Raw genomic sequence first — 16664 nt, forward strand, 5'->3', positions numbered from 1 at the left:
CCGGTCGGTGCGATCGGCGCGATCGGTGCGCTCAGTCGGATCGGTGCGATCGGCGCGCTCTCTGCGATCAGGAAGCGTGGACAAGGTTCTCTCCCAGGTACTGCTCGGCGTGGCCGGCGATGAGGTCGAGGACGGCGGCGATGTCCTTCACCGTTGTCTCGGGGTTGAGCAGGGTGAACTTGAGGTACTGCCGGCCGTCGACGCTCGTCCCGGCCACCACGGCCTCGCCGGACGCGAACAGGGACTTGCGGGCCTGGAGGTTGGCGCGGTCGATCTCGGCGGGGCTGGTGATGCGCTCGGGGACGTACCGGAAGACCAGCGTGGAGAGCTGGGGCTGTACGACGACATCGAAGCGCGGGTCGGCGGCGAGCAGCTGCCAGCCCTCCTGGGCCAGGTCGCAGACCTCGTCGAACAGCTCCCCGATGCCGTCGGCGCCCATGACGCGCAGGGTCATCCACAGTTTGAGGGCGTCGAAGCGGCGGGTGGTCTGGAGGGACTTGTCGACCTGGTTGGGGATGCGCTCCTCGACCGTCCGGCGCGGGTTGAGGTAGTCCGCGTGGTAGGTGGCGTGGCGCAGCGTGGCCCGGTCCCGTACCAGCAGGGCCGAGGAACTCACCGGCTGGAAGAAGGACTTGTGATAGTCGACGGTGACGGAGTCGGCGTTCTCGATGCCGTCGAGGAGCGAGCGGCGGGTGGTGGAGGCCAGCAGCCCGCAGCCGTACGCCGCGTCGACGTGCAGCCAGGTGCCGAACTGGGCGCAGAGCGCGCCGATCTCCGGCAGCGGGTCGATGGAACCGAAGTCGGTGGTGCCCGCGGTGGCGACGACGGCCATCGGGGTCAGGCCCTCGTCGCGGCAGCGCTGGAGCTCGGCGGCGAGCGCGACGGTCTGCATCCGCTTGTCGCGGTCGCAGGGGATGGAGACGACGGCGTCGGGGCCGAGCCCGAGGAGGGTGGCCGACTTCTGCACGCTGAAGTGGCTGCACGCGGAGGCGAATACGCGCATTTTCGTCAGCTCGTCGGCTTTGGCCTCCTCACGGGCGAGCAGCAGGGCCTGGAGGTTGGACTGCGTACCGCCGCTGGTGAAGACGCCGTCGGCGGACTCGCCGAGGCCGATCCGCTGCGCGGTCCAGTCGATCAGGCGGCGTTCGATCAGGGTGCCGCCGGCGCTCTGGTCCCAGGTGTCGATCGAGGAGTTGACGGCGGAGAGCACGGCTTCGCCGACGACGGCGGGTATGACGACCGGGCAGTTGAGATGGGCGAGGTAACGGGGGTGGTGGAAGTAGACGGCGTCCCGCAGATAGACATCTTCCAGTTCGTCGAGAGCGGCCGAGGCATCGCCCAGCGGCCGGTCCAGGTCGACGGCGGAGACCACCGGTGCCAGGGCGTCCGGCGTGACTCCGGTGAACGGCTGTCTGGTCGTGGCGAGTTTGGCCGCCACCCGCTCGACCCCTTCGGTCACGGAACGCCGGTAGCGCTCCGCCGTAGCGTCGTTGAGCAGGTGCGCACGCATGCAAGGTCCTCCCGGGAAGTGGGGGTTTCGTCGCACGCCTCAGGACAGGACACAGGAACGAGCGCGCGACCTCGGTTAGGTTAGCCTAACCTAAGTAACCCCGCAATGTGGCGGCGCGTCAGTTCTCGTCCCCCGGGGGCGGATCCGTGACGGGGTGTCCGTCGCGGTGCGTCCGCCCACGGCGGTTCCGTTGCGTGCCGCTTCTGTCGCTGTGCGCGTACGTGGTGGGGCGTGCGTATGCGCTTGGCCGGGCGGGCGTGCGCGCCTGGTGGGGCGTGCGTGCGCGGGGCGCGTACGCACCTGCCCGGATCCGGTCGGGCTTATGCGGGCGTCGGTCCTGTGCGGGCGTCGCTTCTACGCGGCCTTCGCCGCCGCGGCCCGTAGCTCTTCCTCGCTGACCCCGCGCCGCCAGTAGCCGACGAACGTCACACGGCGGCGGTCCAACTCGCGCTCCCGCACGAGGTGACGGCGCAGTTCCTTGACGGTCCCGGACTCACCGGCGATCCAGGCGTACGGGGCGGAGCCGCGCGGCTCCGTGGCGCGCACCGCGTCCAGGGCCGACGGCGCGCCCTCCTCCCGTACCAGCCAGGTGATCCTGGCGTCGGCGGCGGTGTACAGCGGCTGCCGGTCGTCGGAGTGCGGCACTTCGAGCCACACATCGGCCTTCAGCCCGGCGGGCAGCCACTCCAGGATCGCGGACGCGGCGGGCAGTGCCGTCTCGTCGGCCCAGATCAGCACGGAGTCGGCGTCGGCCGGCGGCCGGAACCGTACGGCGGTGTTGTCCGCGACGGCCGGCCCCAGGACCAGCACCCGGTCGCCGGGCGCCGCCTGTCCGGCCCAGCGGCACGCCGGGCCGCCGTCGGCGTGCAGCGCGAAGTCGATGTCGATCTCGTCCGGGTCGCGGCGCTGCTCGCGCAGGGTGTACGAGCGCATCACGGCCCGTACGTCGTCCGGCAGTTCACGCCAGGCGGCCCACCAGCCGTCGCCCTTCTCGATGGGGACGACGGGTGCGGACTGGCCGGGATGCGGGAGGAAGAGGGAGAGGCTCTGGTCCCGGCCACCGGCGTCGAAACCGGCGAGCTTCTCGCCCCCGAAGGTGACGCGGACCATGGACGGGCCGAGCCGCCGTGTCCGTGCGACCTGGAGGGAGAAGAAGCGGAACGGGGCGGTCCCGGCCGTCGGCGGCGCCGTTTTCGCCGCGGTCGCCGACGTCATTTTCGACGCCTGTACGGGCGCCGTCGTCCGTGCGGTCCGCACGGTCCTCGGCGTTCTCGACGTCTTGGAGGTGTCCGACGGCGCGGTCGCGGCCGTCTTCGGGGCTGTCCTCGGCGGGGCGGTCTCAGCCGTCTTCATGGGTGTCAGCTCACCTTCTTCGCGGTTTCGATGGCCTGGGCCAGATCGTCCAGAATCGGGGCGCACTTGTCGTACGAGAAGATTGGTTCGGTGGTACGGGAGATGACCTGGCCCGCCGTGACGGCCGGCAGCCGCTTCCACGTCGGCCTGGACGCGAGCGCCGCGGGCTGGAGGGCCGAGGACCGGTTGTCCATCATGATGATGTCGGCGCCGTACTTGCCCGCGTTCTCCCAGCTCAGCTCCTCGAAGAAGCCCTGCGCGTTCACCTTGGGGTGGATGAACCGCACGCCCAGTTCCTGGAAGTAGAGCGTGTCGGCGGACATCTTCGCGAGGGAGACGTAGAGGAGGTCCTGACTGGCCGAGCCGATCAGGACCTTGATGTCGGGCTTCGACTTGGCCGCCTGGCGCAGTCGCTCGGCGGCCTTCTCGAAGCGGGCCTTGGCGTCCGTGACCTTTTTCGCCCCGAGGCCGGCGCCGAGGGACTCGGCCAGCTCCGCGTGGCGCCGGATCGCCTTGGGGACGGTGGTCCCGGCCGCCTGGAGGGCCACGCTCGGGGCCAGTTGGAGGATCTTGTCCTTGGACTGGTCCGGCACGTACCAGAGATCACCCTCCACCCACTGCGCGGTGACCAGCAGGTCGGGGGCGAGGGCCGCGTACTTCTCGACGTTGAACTCGCCCCAGGCGTTGCCGAGTATCTCGACCTTGTCGATGTCGAGGTCGCCGGCCTGGACGTCGGGTTTGCCGTCCTTGGTCCTCGTCGGCCCGAAGACGCCCGTCACCTCGACCCCGAAGTCGTGCAGCGCGGCGGCCGTGCCGGTGAAGGCGACGATGTTCTCGGGAGTGCTGTCGGTCTTCACGGTCGTACCGCGGTCGTCCTTGAAGGGCCACGGGCCCGTCTTCCCGGTACCGTTGCCCGAGCCGCTCTTCGCGTCACTGCCGCCGCAGGCGGCGACTGCGGCACCGAGGCCCACGGCGCCACCGGCGGCGAGCAGACCGCGACGGGTGAGAGGGGATACTCGGGCGTTGGGCATGAGGCGTCCGCTTCCTACGTACTCGTACGGGTGATGCCCTCCCAAGCTAGGTTAGCCTAACCTCACTGGCTAGCCCGGGGGTGCCCCCGGCTCATTCAGGCCGGTTCCGTATGTGCGCGGATGTGCGGAGATGTGCGGGGATGACGCGGCGCGAAGTGCGAAGTGCGAAGTGCGGTGTGCGCGGTGACGCGGCGCGGTGTGCGCGGATGACGCCGTGTGGTGCGGTCCTCAGTCCGTCAGGCCCAGCTCCCGCGCGATCAGCATCCGCTGGACCTCGCTGGTGCCCTCGCCGATCTCCAGGATCTTGGAGTCACGCCACATCCTGGCCACCGGATACTCGTTCATGAAGCCGTAGCCGCCATGGATCTGGGTGGCCTCACGGGCGTTGTCGACGGCGACGGTCGAGGAGTACAGCTTCGCCAGCGCCGCCTCCTTCTTGAACGGCTCGCCGTGCGTGAGGCGCGAGGCCGCGTCCCGCCAGCCGATCCGCGCCATGTGCGCGCGCATCTCCATGTCGGCGATCTTGAACTGGATGGCCTGGTTGGCGCCGATGGGACGGCCGAAGGCGTGCCGCTCCTTCGCGTACGTCACCGACTCGTCCACACACCCCTGGGCAAGGCCGGTCGCCAGCGCGGAGATCGCGATCCGGCCCTCGTCCAGGATGCGGAGGAACTGGGCGTAACCGCGGCCCTCCTCGCCGAGCAGATTCGCCAGCGGCACCCGTACGTCCGAGAAGGACAGCTCACGCGTGTCCGACGCGTTCCAGCCGACCTTGGAGTAGGGGGCGGCGACGGTGAAGCCCGGAGTGCCGGACGGGACGATGATCGCGGAGATCTCCGGACGGCCGTCCTCCTTGCGGCCGGTGACGGCGGTGACCGTGACCAGGCCGGTGATGTCCGTCCCCGAGTTGGTGATGAAGCACTTGGTGCCGTTGATGACCCACTCGTCGCCGTCCCGGACGGCCGTGGTGCGTGTGCCGCCCGCGTCGGAGCCGCAGTCCGGCTCGGTCAGGCCGAACGCGCCGAGCACTTCGCCCGAGCAGAGGGCCGGCAGCCACTCGCGCTTCTGGGCGTCCGTACCGAAGCGGTACACGGGCATGGCGCCCAGGGAGACGCCGGCCTCCAGGGTGATCGCGACGGACGAGTCCACGCGGGCCAGCTCTTCGAGGGCGATGCCGAGCGCGAGGTAGTCGCCTCCCATGCCGCCGAAGTCCTCGGGGAACGGCAGTCCGAACAGGCCCATCCGCCCCATCTCGCGGACGATCTCGTACGGGAATTCGTGCCGCTCGTAGAAGTCGCCGATCTTGGGCGCGACGACCTCCCGGGCGAACTCCTCGACGGTACGGCGCAGTTCTTCGTGCTCGGTGGAGAGCCGGTGGTCCAGAGACATCGCTGGGGTCACTCCTTGTCGGACGGTGCCGGGGTCCCGGGCGGCGTCCGGTTCGCGGACGGCTTCGGATCCGGCGACAGGGCGCGGACGGTACGGGAGGGGCTGGGCCGGCCCAGCCGCTCGGCCAGCCAGAGGCTGGTGGCGGTGAGCCGGCCGAGATCGACGCCGGTTTCGATGCCGAGGCCGTCGAGCATCCACACCAGGTCCTCGGTGGCGAGATTGCCGGTGGCGCTCTTCGCGTACGGGCAGCCCCCGAGGCCGCCCGCCGACGCGTCCACGGTGGTCACACCATGCTGAAGGGCGGCGAGGGTGTTGGAGAGGGCCTGGCCGTAGGTGTCGTGGAAATGCACGCCGATGGCGTCGGTCGGCACGCCCTCCTCGTTCAATTCGGAGAGGAGCGTCCATACGTGACCGGGGGTGGCGACGCCGATGGTGTCGCCCAGGCTCAGCTCGTGGCAGCCCAGGTCCATCAGGGCCTTGGCGACCCTGACCACCTGGTGGACGGGGACCGGGCCCTCCCAGGGGTCGCCGAAGCACATGGAGAGATAACCGCGCACGTGCATCCCGTCCTCGCGGGCCCTCGCGACGACCGGCGCGAACATGGCGAGTGACGCGTCGACGGTCCGGTTGAGATTGGCCTGGGCGAAGGACTCGGTGGCGCTGCCGAACACGGCGATGCGGCGGGCACCGAGGGCCATGGCGCGGTCGAGTCCGCGCGCGTTCGGCACGAGGACGGGGAGCGCGATGCCCTCGCCTCCCCCAACGTCCTCGACGTCCTTTGGACGGAGGTCACCGAGCAGGGGGAACAGCTGCTCCGCGTCGGCCAGTTGGGGCACCCACTCCGGGTGGACGAAACTGGTCGCCTCGATGGTGGTCAGCCCGGCCTCGGCGAGCCGGTGGATGAACTCCGCCTTGACGTCGGTCGGTACGACGGTCTTCTCGTTCTGGAGGCCGTCCCGCGCCCCCACCTCGTGGATACGGACCCGGGGCGGCAGCCCCTGCGCGGGCACCGCCATGGGCAGTCCGTCGGTCATGACTCCTCCTCGGGCGGGCCGACCGGTGAGAGGACCGGCGCGAGGACCGCCAGCACTTGATCCATGGCGACCGTGGAACCGGGGGCGACGTCCAGCTCGGTGACGGTGCCGTCGTGCGGGGCGGAGATGACGTGCTCCATCTTCATCGCCTCGACGACGAGCAGACTCTGCCCGGCCGTCACCTCGTCCCCGACGGCCACCTTGACGACGGTGACGGTGCCGGGCATGGGCGCGGTCAGCGCGTCCACGCCGCCAGCCCCGGCCGCCCCGCGCAGGGCGGCCTCGACGGGGTCGTGGTCCCGCACGTTCCAGCTGTCCCCGTCCCTGCCCAGCCAGGTGCCCGCGCGGTGGAAGGTGTGGGTCACGCCCTCGACGGTCACGGTGACCCGGTCCGACTCCACCCGGAACCGGTCCTCGGGCCGCACCTCGTACGTCACCGGTTCCTGTCCCGCCACGCGCAACGAATGCCGTACGGGGGCGGGTTCGCCGCCGAGCCGCCAGCCGCTCGGTACGGCGAAGGGGTCCACCCAGCCGGCGGGCGCGGGCGGCGCCAACTCCGCCTGGCGGACCGCGGCCGCCGCCGCGTACACCTCCGGCGGGACCGGGTCCGCCGTCAGGCCGTCCGCCGCGCGTTCGACCAGGCCCGTGTCCAGGTCGCCCGCCACCACCGCCGGGTGGGCCAGCAGGCGGCGGAGGAAGCCGGCGTTCGTCGGGACGCCGAGGGTGACGGTCTGCGCCAGCGCCGCGCGCAGCCTGCGCAGAGCCGTGGCGCGGTCGGGGCCGTGGGCGATGACCTTGGAGAGCAGTGGGTCGTACAGACTGCCGACCTCCGTGCCCTCGGAGAGGCCCGAGTCCGTCCGGACGCCGTTGCCCTCCGGCTCGCGCAGCGCCAGCACCGTACCTCCGGAGGGCAGGAAGCCCCGTGCCGGGTCCTCGGCGCAGACACGGGCCTCCACCGCGTGGCCCGTGAACGTGATGTCGGCCTGGGCGAAGGGGAGTTTCTCGCCGGAGGCGACCCGCAGCTGCCACTCCACCAGGTCCGGGTGGCCCGTCCCCGCGATGGACACGGCCAGTTCCGTGACGGGGTGCTCGACCTGGAGGCGGGTGTTCATCTCCATGAAGAAGTACGACGCGGGGTCGTGGCCCGGGACGATGAACTCGACCGTGCCCGCGCCCGAATAACCGCAGGAACGGGCCGCCTGGACCGCCGCCTCGCCCATCGCCGCGCGCGTCGCGTCGTCCAGCAGGACGGACGGAGCCTCCTCGATGATCTTCTGGTGGCGGCGCTGGAGCGAGCACTCGCGCTCGCCCAGATGCACCACATGGCCGTGGGTGTCCGCCAGGACCTGGATCTCGATGTGGCGCGGACGGTCCACCCACCGCTCCACCAGCAGCGTGTCGTCCCCGAACGACGACATTGCCTCGCGCCGGGCTGCCGCGATCTCCTCCATGAGCGCCGACTCCGTACGCACCAGGCGCATGCCCTTGCCGCCGCCGCCCGCCGAGGGCTTCAGCAGCACCGGCATACCGATCCCGCCCGCCGCGTCGGCCAGTTGGGCATCGCTCAGCCCGCTGCCCGAGGAGCCGGGGACGACCGGCACGCCCGCCGCCCGCACCGTCTCCTTGGCGCGGATCTTGTCGCCCATCAGGTCGATGGCGGACTCGGGCGGCCCGACGAAGACCAGCCCCGCGTCCACACAGGCGCGCGCGAAGGCCGCGTTCTCCGCGAGGAAGCCGTAGCCGGGATGGACCGCCTGGGCGCCGGTCAGGGCCGCCGCCTCCAGCAGCCGGTCGACGGAGAGATAGCTCCGGAACGCGGCGGCCGGGCCGATCCGGACAGCCGTGTCCGCCTCCCGTACATGGCGGGCGTCCGTGTCCGCGTCGCTGAACACCGCGACCGAACGCACGCCCAGGGACCGCAGCGTACGGATGACGCGGACCGCGATCTCGCCACGGTTGGCCACCAGGACTGTGTCGAACATTCCCACCCTCACTTTCCCGCTCTCACGTACGGCTCCGGCTCTTACGTGCCGCTCCGGCTCTTATGGACGGCTCCCGTACTTCCGCACTCACGTACTTCCGCACTCACGTACTTCCGCGTCCACGTACATCCGTACTTCGCGCCCACGGTCCGCGCTCACATCCGGAAGACCCCGAAACCGGGTTCACCCAGCGGGGCGTTGGCACAGGCGGTCAGCGCCAGACCCACCACCTGCCGGGTCTCCAACGGGTCGATCACGCCGTCGTCCCAGAGGCGCGCGGTCGCGTAGTAGGCGTTGCCCTGGGTCTCGTACTGGGCGCGGATCGGGGCCTTGAACGACTCCTCGTCGTCCTCGGCCCACTCCTCGCCACGCCCCTCGATCTGGTCGCGCTTGACGGTCGCGAGCACGGACGCGGCCTGCTCGCCGCCCATCACCGAGATCTTGGCGTTGGGCCACATCCACAGGAAGCGGGGGGAGTAGGCCCGGCCGCACATCGAGTAGTTGCCCGCCCCGTACGACCCGCCGATCACCACCGTCAGCTTCGGCACGCGCGCGCAGGCCACGGCCGTCACCATCTTCGCGCCGTGCTTGGCGATGCCGCCCGCCTCGTAGGCCCGGCCGACCATGAACCCGGAGATGTTCTGGAGGAAGAGCAGCGGGATGCCGCGCTGGTCGCACAGCTCGATGAAATGCGCGCCCTTCTGGGCGGATTCGGAGAACAGGATGCCGTTGTTGGCGACGATCCCGACCGGATGGCCGTGGATCCGAGCGAAGCCGGTGACCAGGGTCGTACCGAACTCGGCCTTGAACTCGGCGAACCGCGAACCGTCGACCAGCCGGGCGACGACCTCCCGGACGTCATAGGGCGTACGGGAATCCACCGGCACCGCGCCGTACAGCCCCGCCGGGTCGACCTTGGGCTCCTCCACCGGCTCCACGGACCAGGGGAGCGCCCCGCGCGCGGGGAGGGTGGAGACGATGGTGCGCACGATCCGCAGGGCGTGCGTGTCGTCCTCCGCGAGATGGTCGGTGACCCCCGACGTACGGGAATGGACCTCGCCGCCGCCCAGCTCCTCGGCCGTGACGACCTCGCCGGTCGCCGCCTTCACCAGCGGCGGCCCGCCCAGGAAGATCGTGCCCTGGCCGCGCACGATCACGGCCTCGTCGCTCATCGCCGGGACATACGCCCCGCCCGCCGTGCAGGACCCGAGCACCGCCGCGATCTGCGGGATGCCCGCGCCGGACATCCTGGCCTGGTTGTAGAAGATCCGCCCGAAGTGCTCCCGGTCGGGAAAGACCTCGTCCTGCATCGGCAGGAAGGCGCCGCCGGAGTCCACGAGATACAGGCACGGGAGGCGGTTCTCCAGGGCCACTTCCTGGGCCCGGAGGTGTTTCTTCACCGTCATCGGGTAATACGTGCCGCCCTTGACCGTGGCGTCATTGGCGACGATCACCACCTCACGGCCGCTGACCCGGCCGATCCCGGCGATCACCCCGGCGGCCGGGGCCGCGCCCCCGTACATCCCGTCCGCCGCGAGCGGCGCCAGCTCCAGGAAGGGCGAACCGGGGTCGAGCAGCGTGTCCACCCGGTCGCGCGGCAGCAGCTTCCCGCGTGCCGTATGCCGGGCGCGCGCCTTCTCGCCGCCGCCCAGCCGCGCCGCGACGAGCCGGGCGCGCAGGCCGTCGGCCAGCTCCCCGTGCGCCGCCTCGTTCACCCGCCAGGACTCGGACGCCGGGTCCGCCGCGCTCGCCAGCACCGGTGCTTGCCGCATCGCTCGTAGCTCCCTCGCGCCGACTCTCACGTTAGTGAGCGTTAACCTGTTTCCCTCAGGTTAACGACCGCTAACGACCCTGTCTAGAATGATTTCCCATGAGCACCAGGACAGCCGCCCCGACCCGCCGTGAGCAGATCCTCAAGCAGGCTGCGCGCCTCTTCGCCGAGCGCGGGTTCCACGGCGTCGGAGTCGACGAGATAGGAGCGGCCGTCGGCATCAGCGGCCCCGGGCTGTACCGCCATTTCGCGGGCAAGGACGCGATGCTCGCCGAGCTGCTCGTCGGCATCAGCGGGCGCCTGCTGGACGGCGGAAAGCGCCGGATGCAGGGCGCGGACACGACCGGGGGCCCGGCCGCCGTGCTGGCCTCGCTGATCGACGGCCATATCGACTTCGCCCTGGACGACCGCTCGCTGATCACCCTCCACGACCGCGAGCTGGACCGCCTCAGGGACAGCGACCGCAAGCTGGTGCGCCAGCTCCAGCGGCAGTACGTGGAGCTGTGGGTCTCAGTCGTACGGGAACTGCACCCGGCCGTACCGGAAGCCCAGGCGCGCGGCGCGGTCCACGCGGTCTTCGGACTGCTGAACTCGACCCCGCACCTCGGCGCGTACGGCAGCGGCCTACCGGGCCGCGCGGCGATGGAGTCCCTGCTGCGACGCCTGGCACACGGGGCGTTCGCGGCGCTGGGGGGCGATGTGGAGGGGTGTGGGTGACGGCGGCGTCGATCGCCCTTCAGGGGGTCGAACGGTTGCCCGATGGTGAGCACTCCGACGTACTGTTGCAGATGCGCAACGCCCGGCTGTGCTGCTCCGCGTGATTTCCAAGGGCCGACACCAGGATCAGGACGTCGCCGCCGCTCTGGACCGGGCCAAGAAGGCCGGATTTCAGGTGGCTGCCGATAAGAACGGCCACCGCTGGGGTGGGTGGTGTGCTGCGGCTGCGGCCAACGCCTCACTATCCACGGCACGCCTCGCAACCCCGGGAACGAAGCCAAGAAGATCGACAGGTTCGTCAGTAGCCACCAGCACTGAACGGAAGGAGCGGATCCATGCCCGAGTGGAGCTTCACCGTCATCCTGAACCAGCCCCTCACCCGCGAACAGGCTGACGCGTTCGATCATTGCGACGCCTTCGCCGACGGCTCCGTGTCGTATGTGCTCGACCCCGAGGACCCCACCCGGTATCCGTCTCCCGGCCCTGACGCATCGCAGCTGAAGGAGCTCATGTGTGACGTCGAAGCGCCGACGTTGCTGGAGGCCGTCGCTGATGTCGCACGCGATATCCGGCTCATTCCCGGCCTGCGGGCCGTCGGCGTACGCCACGACGACACGGTCACTCTCGGTGAAGCCGCCCAGCGCACCGCCGGGAAACGTACCCGACAGTCCCTTGTGCAGTCGCCCGTGGGCAGCGCGGCCCCGGTGGCTTTCCCTCTGCCGAGACCGAGACGGCTGGGACCGCCTTCTATTCGTGGGCCCGTATCGCAGACTTCCTGCGCAGCCTCGGGGACGACATCCCGCCTGTCTCGCGAGATCTCGTCATCGCCGCCCACGCGCTACGTCTGGCCGATGACCTCGACGGTGCCGATGTTTCCCCCGGGGTGCTGCGCTCCCTCGGCGTCGCCGCCGCGTAGAAGACGACCTCGCGCACCGATCCCAAGCGTCAACGGCGATCGGCGCTACTGGCCGGTCGCGGTGGTGACAGGGCCCGGGGCGGGTAACCTCCGCGCCGCTCGCACCGCTGACGGCACAATGGGCTCATGCCGATACCCAGCCGCGCCGCACTTGTCGACCACCTCGTCCGATCCCGGATCGCCGGAGACGTGGCCACGCCACGCGACAACAATCTCTCCCACTACCGCAAGCTCGCCAACGGCGACCGCCACTACTGGCTGGGTCTTGAGCTCGGGGACCGCTGGACCGACGAGCAGGACGTGCTCGCCGTGATGGCCGAGCGGTGCGGGGTCGTCGACGACCCCGAGCACCGGACCGGCCAGGACACCATCGATCCCGAACTGACCGTCGATGCCCTGGAGCGGATGGCCGCCCGGCTGCGCAAGGCCGCCGACGGGCGGCAGCGCGTGCTGTTCGCGACCGGCCACCCGGGCGGGCTGCTGGACGTCCACCGGCAGACCGCGGACGCGCTGCGGGCCGCGGGCTGCGAGATCGTACGGATCCCGGGCGGACTCATGGCGGACGAGGGCATGGTCTTCCAGTTCGCCGACATCGCCATGCTGGAGCGCGGCGCGACCCTCTGGCACACGCACTCGCCGGAGCCGATGCGCGCGATCCTGGGCGCGCTGGAGCGCGAGGGCAGACCGCAACCCGACCTGGTGGTGGCGGACCACGGGTGGGCGGGGTGTGCGGGGCAGCGCGGGCTGGACTCCATGGGGTACGCGGACTGCAACGACCCGGCGCTGTTCATCGCCGAGGCCGAGGGCACGCTGGAGGTGACGGTTCCGCTGGACGACCATGTCACGGACCCGCGTTTCTACGACCCGATGACGGACTACCTGCTGAACGAGGCGGGGCTGCTCTGACGCTCCCGGGCCGGTATATGTCCACCTCTGGTTGCTTGTTCTTGCGAATTTCCAGAGCTGGACTTTCGCGCTGAATGAATCCTGCGTGTTTCGTTGCGCGCTTCCTTCCTGTGCGTTCATTTCCTTTCAGGTGTCAATAGAGACGGCCGTAGGCGCCGTCGAAGGGTGGGTATCCGCACTCGCCCGACAGGGAGAGGCACGTCTGCGGGTGTCCGCGCGACGAGGAGAGTGGGGTGCTCGGCTTTTGGAGTGCGGCGCACACGTCTGGCAGGCATGGGCGCCGGCTGAAGCGCAGTCGTATGTACAGGTGTGGCCGCCCCATGTCAGCCTCGGACGCTTTTTGCACGTGCCGGCCGGCGGGATGAGTCCCGGCTTTCCGGACACCCCCCACAGGGCCTTGTCGTCCATCAGGTCCAGAGTGCTGTCCGTTCTTCAGGGTTTTTCGCGGCCCGGCACCGCATGGCCCCGACGCCCCGCCGCACTGCCTCGGTCGCTCGACTTGTTCCCCGCCACCACAGTGTTCCCGGTATCACTTTTCATGCACTTTGTAACTTTTTGGCCATTCGAAAAATCGCCAAACCATAAATGAACGGGAAATTAAATTTGAGTTACGCTGACGGCGGGTCGGGCATTCGTCGGGCCAGAGGCCCCGGCGCCGCGAGGCGGGATGTGAGGTTCGGGGGCGGGCCGTATCGACGCTTCGGCTTAATCAATGACTCGTTCGGGGCTGGTTTTCGCACGATCGCAGGGGCAGGGTTTCGCACTTCCTGCACGGAAAGTTCACGATCGCCCATACGTCGCGAATACAAACGACACTTGCCCATAAAGGCCCCCAATCTCCAATTTTGTCGCGCATGCGTTCGATATCTATTTGCAGAACAGGGAAAACGTAGGGGCTCTTCGTGGGCTGACCGTGATGTGCAACACAGGAATCATGCCATCGGGGTGCGTGGGGCGCCCGGTTCAACGAGTACCTCTGTGCAGATTGTCAATACGGCTTGGCATATGCAGCCAGTCCGGTTTGATGCGCTCTTGCGATGTCGGCTCCATCTCTGATTTACACTTCAAGCGCCATTTGCGTTGTCGCTCGTCACTGCTTGTGGGAATACGAGATCGAAGGGACAGTTGTGCCTATCGAAGTTAATGACGTGGAAACATTCCACAGGGCGCTGCTCATGCACTCTGGGATCAGCATGGCTGTGGTTGATGCGGAGGGGCGAATCCTGTGGGCGAGCCCAAGCTTCCTTCACTATTTTTCGGGAGCGGTAGCGAATGCTGTCGGGGGTGACCTGTCCGATTTATTTCATCCGGGCGTGAAGAAGCATTTGGAGTCTTTACTGAATGAAGTCCTGGAAGGCCGGCGGACTCGCTTCTCCGAGGAGGTCACCATGCTCCGGAGGGGCGGGGAGTGTGTCAGCGGCAATCTGGTGGGCGTGGAGGGGAGCGGATTCGAGGGCGGCCCTGGCCTGCTCGCTTTATGGCAGCCGAACCGCAGCTGGGCGGCGAGCGGGAATGATCTGAACAAGAAGATCGCCATGAGTGAGATGGGTCGCAGGATCCTTGAGGGCGTGGCGCGAGGCTTGTCTACCGCAAAATTGGCATCTCAGCTCTACATGAGCAAAAACGGGATCGCATATCATCTCGGCGAACTGATGCGGGAATTCCAGGCCGACAATCGGACCGAGTTGGTTTCCAAGGCTTATTCGGTCGGCCTGCTCAAGGTCGGAACATGGCCGCCCGCCACCTGACGAGATATTTCTCCCAACTTTAGGGGTGATGCGATCCATGTCCATTTCCGCGACATATCACAGTCTTGCGGAATCTGATGCCCCTGTCCGGCTGATCGCTTTTCATCACGCCGGAGGGTCCGCCTCTTCCTTCATGCCGGTGGCAAAAGAGCTTCCGCACGGCTGTGGGGGATTCCTCTTTGAGCTCGCCGGGAGGTTCGGCGAGTCGGGAAGCGCGCCGGCCGCCGATTTTCATGCGGCGTACGAGCGTTTCCTTCCGGATTTTCTCCGCCTGGTCGACCGGCCGACGGTGGTGATAGGGCACAGTCTCGGTGCCCTCTTTGCCCACAATCTTGTCGCGGCGCTTCCCTCGGACCGGACAGACTTGGTCAAAACGGTTGTGGCTTCCGCCGCCAAGGGGCCGGTTGTCGCTGCCGGGGAGGCCGCGATGCCGGCAGCTCCATTCCTTGTGCGATCCGCCTCCAGCGTCATGGAGGACCTGCATGCGTTCGGCGGCACCGACCCGGAGTTCCTGGAGGACCCGGATTTTGTGGAGGGAGCCGTCAGCCAGCTCGGGCACGATCTGCACTTGGCCGACACCTACGCCCTACCGCCCGGTTCGCCGTCCAGGATTCCACACCTGGTCTGGTACGGGAGGGACGACCTCACCCTGGCGGAGACGGACCGGCTGGCCTGGTCCGAGTCGTGTGCTCAGCCGCCGGACCACGAGGGGTTCCCCGGCGGCCATTTCTATCTCTTCGAGAGGCCGGAACCTGTCGTCCGACTCCGGAAGCTGATCGGCCGGATCGCTGCGGAGGGTTTCCGGTGAGCGGATATTTGGTAGGTTCCGAGGATCTTCGGCCCATTGCAGAAAGGGGACATCGAGTGACTGGGACCATCGGCGGGCAGCCGCTGACGCCCTGGCTGTTCACCCCCGGAACGTCGTCGTTCATGGAGTTCGTGGCGAGATACGAACCGGATCTGATGCCCGGCAGCGGGCGGCGTGCCGCCGGAGGTCAAAAGATGGCGGAGGATCAGCTTCCGCACGGTACAACCGTGCTGGCCCTCACATACGCGGACGGCGTGATGATGGCCGGTGACCGGCGTGCGACGATGGGGAATCTCATCGCCCAGCGCGATCTGGAAAAGGTGTTTCCCGCAGACGAACACACAGCGGTGGCCTTCGCCGGAACCGTCGGGATCGCGCTGGACATGGTGAAGCTCTATCAGGTTGAGCTGGCTCACTTCGAAAAGGTCGAGGGCACGGCCATGACCTTGGACGGTAAGGCGAACCGACTGGCCACCATGATCCGGAACAACCTCGGTCAGGCCATGCAAGGTCTCACCGTCGTACCTCTGCTCGCCGGGTACGACCTGCTTGCCCCGGAGGGCAAGGAGGGACGAATCTTCAGTTATGACGTGACCGGCGGTCCGTACGAGATGCAGGATTTCTACTGCGTGGGGTCCGGTTCACCTTATGCCCGGGGCGCGTTGAAGAAGCTCTACCGGCCGGGGTTCTCGCGGCGGGAAGCCGCGCTGGCGGCGCTCCAAGCGCTGTACGACGCGGCGGACGACGACTCGGCGACCGGCGGCCCTGACATCTCCCGGCGGATCTTCCCGATCGTCACGTCGATCACTGAAGAAGGTTACGAGCGGATGGACGAGGCGCAGACGGAGGAGCTGAGCCGGCTGGTGGTGGAGCAGCGACTGCGCCAGCCGGAAGGGCCCACTGTCACCCTGTGACCGACGGCCTCCTGCCACACCGTCCCGGAGGGGCGGGCCCATACGGGCCCGCCCCTCCGCCTTTTGCGCGGCAAGGTGTTTCCACTCTCGCCCATCGGCAGCGGCCATGTCCTCCGTTGGAATCGAGGAATTCGCTCACGGGGCTTCCGGAAACGGAGCCGCCCGCCTGTGGTGCTCCCTTCCTGGCTCCCCGCACCGCAACAGAAATCTGCTGATGTGGACCACTCGCACGGAACCCGGCCGGTTCCCCCGTCCCGCCCTGTTCTAAACGTTCGGAGATTACATGGGTGGACACGAACTCCTCGAAAATGTTCAAGTAGGGTATTGAGTAATCCAGCTGACGGTAGATGCCCTTGTGGAAGGAATCGGAATGGCCTGAGGGTGAGGCGATAAAAAGTTTCCGGCAGCACGGCCTTCCAGGATTCCTGATGGGTCTCGGCCAATATTGGTTCGGCAAGGATCTGGGAAGTAATTCTGGTCTGTACCGAATTCCTTCCGTATCCCGAGCTGCGACGCTGCAGCGGGAACCCGGTTGAGCGATTCGTGGCGGGGTCGCCCATCCCGGTATGCAGCCGCGGAGGAGGA

Annotated in this window: 12 protein-coding genes; 5 read left to right on the plus strand and 7 right to left on the minus strand. The window is 68.5% G+C overall.

Annotated elements, in window-relative coordinates:
• Window positions 1–67: 67 nt before the first annotated feature.
• The 7 genes from ACIQD6_RS23720 to ACIQD6_RS23750 all read right to left on the minus strand — a co-directional run bounded on the left by ACIQD6_RS23720 (window position 68) and on the right by ACIQD6_RS23750 (window position 10071).
• On the minus strand, window positions 68–1510 hold the full coding sequence (locus ACIQD6_RS23720) for a pyridoxal phosphate-dependent decarboxylase family protein (RefSeq protein WP_401885371.1): 1443 nt from the start codon (window positions 1508–1510) through the stop codon (window positions 68–70).
• A 354-nt stretch (window positions 1511–1864) separates the two neighbouring features.
• Window positions 1865–2725, minus strand: a complete 861-nt coding sequence (locus ACIQD6_RS23725) for a siderophore-interacting protein (protein WP_401885589.1) — start codon at window positions 2723–2725, stop codon at window positions 1865–1867.
• 143 nt (window positions 2726–2868) lie between these two features.
• Window positions 2869–3894: an ABC transporter substrate-binding protein gene (locus ACIQD6_RS23730; RefSeq protein ID WP_401885373.1), complete on the minus strand. Its 1026-nt coding sequence runs from the start codon at window positions 3892–3894 to the stop codon at window positions 2869–2871.
• 228 nt (window positions 3895–4122) lie between these two features.
• Window positions 4123–5283: an acyl-CoA dehydrogenase family protein gene (locus ACIQD6_RS23735; protein WP_401885374.1), complete on the minus strand. Its 1161-nt coding sequence runs from the start codon at window positions 5281–5283 to the stop codon at window positions 4123–4125.
• An 8-nt stretch (window positions 5284–5291) separates the two neighbouring features.
• Window positions 5292–6317: a hydroxymethylglutaryl-CoA lyase gene (locus ACIQD6_RS23740; protein ID WP_401885377.1), complete on the minus strand. Its 1026-nt coding sequence runs from the start codon at window positions 6315–6317 to the stop codon at window positions 5292–5294.
• Window positions 6314–8299, minus strand: coding sequence for a biotin carboxylase N-terminal domain-containing protein (locus ACIQD6_RS23745; RefSeq protein WP_401885379.1), 1986 nt, complete (start codon window positions 8297–8299; stop codon window positions 6314–6316). Before ACIQD6_RS23745 ends, ACIQD6_RS23740 begins: the two co-directional genes overlap by 4 nt.
• A gap of 155 nt (window positions 8300–8454) precedes the next feature.
• Window positions 8455–10071 (minus strand): carboxyl transferase domain-containing protein, encoded by a 1617-nt coding sequence (locus tag ACIQD6_RS23750; RefSeq protein ID WP_401885382.1) that lies wholly within the window; start codon window positions 10069–10071, stop codon window positions 8455–8457.
• A gap of 98 nt (window positions 10072–10169) precedes the next feature.
• On the opposite strand from ACIQD6_RS23750, the gene ACIQD6_RS23755 reads away from it, so the two are divergent.
• From ACIQD6_RS23755 to prcB, 5 genes are all read left to right on the plus strand, one after another.
• On the plus strand, window positions 10170–10787 hold the full coding sequence (locus tag ACIQD6_RS23755) for a TetR/AcrR family transcriptional regulator (RefSeq protein ID WP_401885384.1): 618 nt from the start codon (window positions 10170–10172) through the stop codon (window positions 10785–10787).
• A 1042-nt stretch (window positions 10788–11829) separates the two neighbouring features.
• Entirely contained in the window at window positions 11830–12609 is a 780-nt protein-coding gene (locus ACIQD6_RS23760; protein WP_401885386.1) for a phosphatase, read from the plus strand.
• Window positions 12610–13736: 1127 nt separating this feature from the next.
• Window positions 13737–14357, plus strand: a complete 621-nt coding sequence (locus ACIQD6_RS23765; RefSeq protein ID WP_401885389.1) for a PAS domain-containing protein — start codon at window positions 13737–13739, stop codon at window positions 14355–14357.
• Between the two features lie 37 nt (window positions 14358–14394).
• On the plus strand, window positions 14395–15165 hold the full coding sequence (locus ACIQD6_RS23770; protein WP_401885392.1) for a thioesterase II family protein: 771 nt from the start codon (window positions 14395–14397) through the stop codon (window positions 15163–15165).
• Window positions 15166–15221: 56 nt separating this feature from the next.
• Window positions 15222–16079: a proteasome subunit beta gene (gene prcB, locus ACIQD6_RS23775; protein WP_401885394.1), complete on the plus strand. Its 858-nt coding sequence runs from the start codon at window positions 15222–15224 to the stop codon at window positions 16077–16079.
• Window positions 16080–16664: the final 585 nt, after the last annotated feature.

Source organism: Streptomyces sp. NPDC088400, assembly GCF_044753355.1.
Taxonomy (GTDB): Bacteria; Actinomycetota; Actinomycetes; order Streptomycetales; family Streptomycetaceae; genus Streptomyces.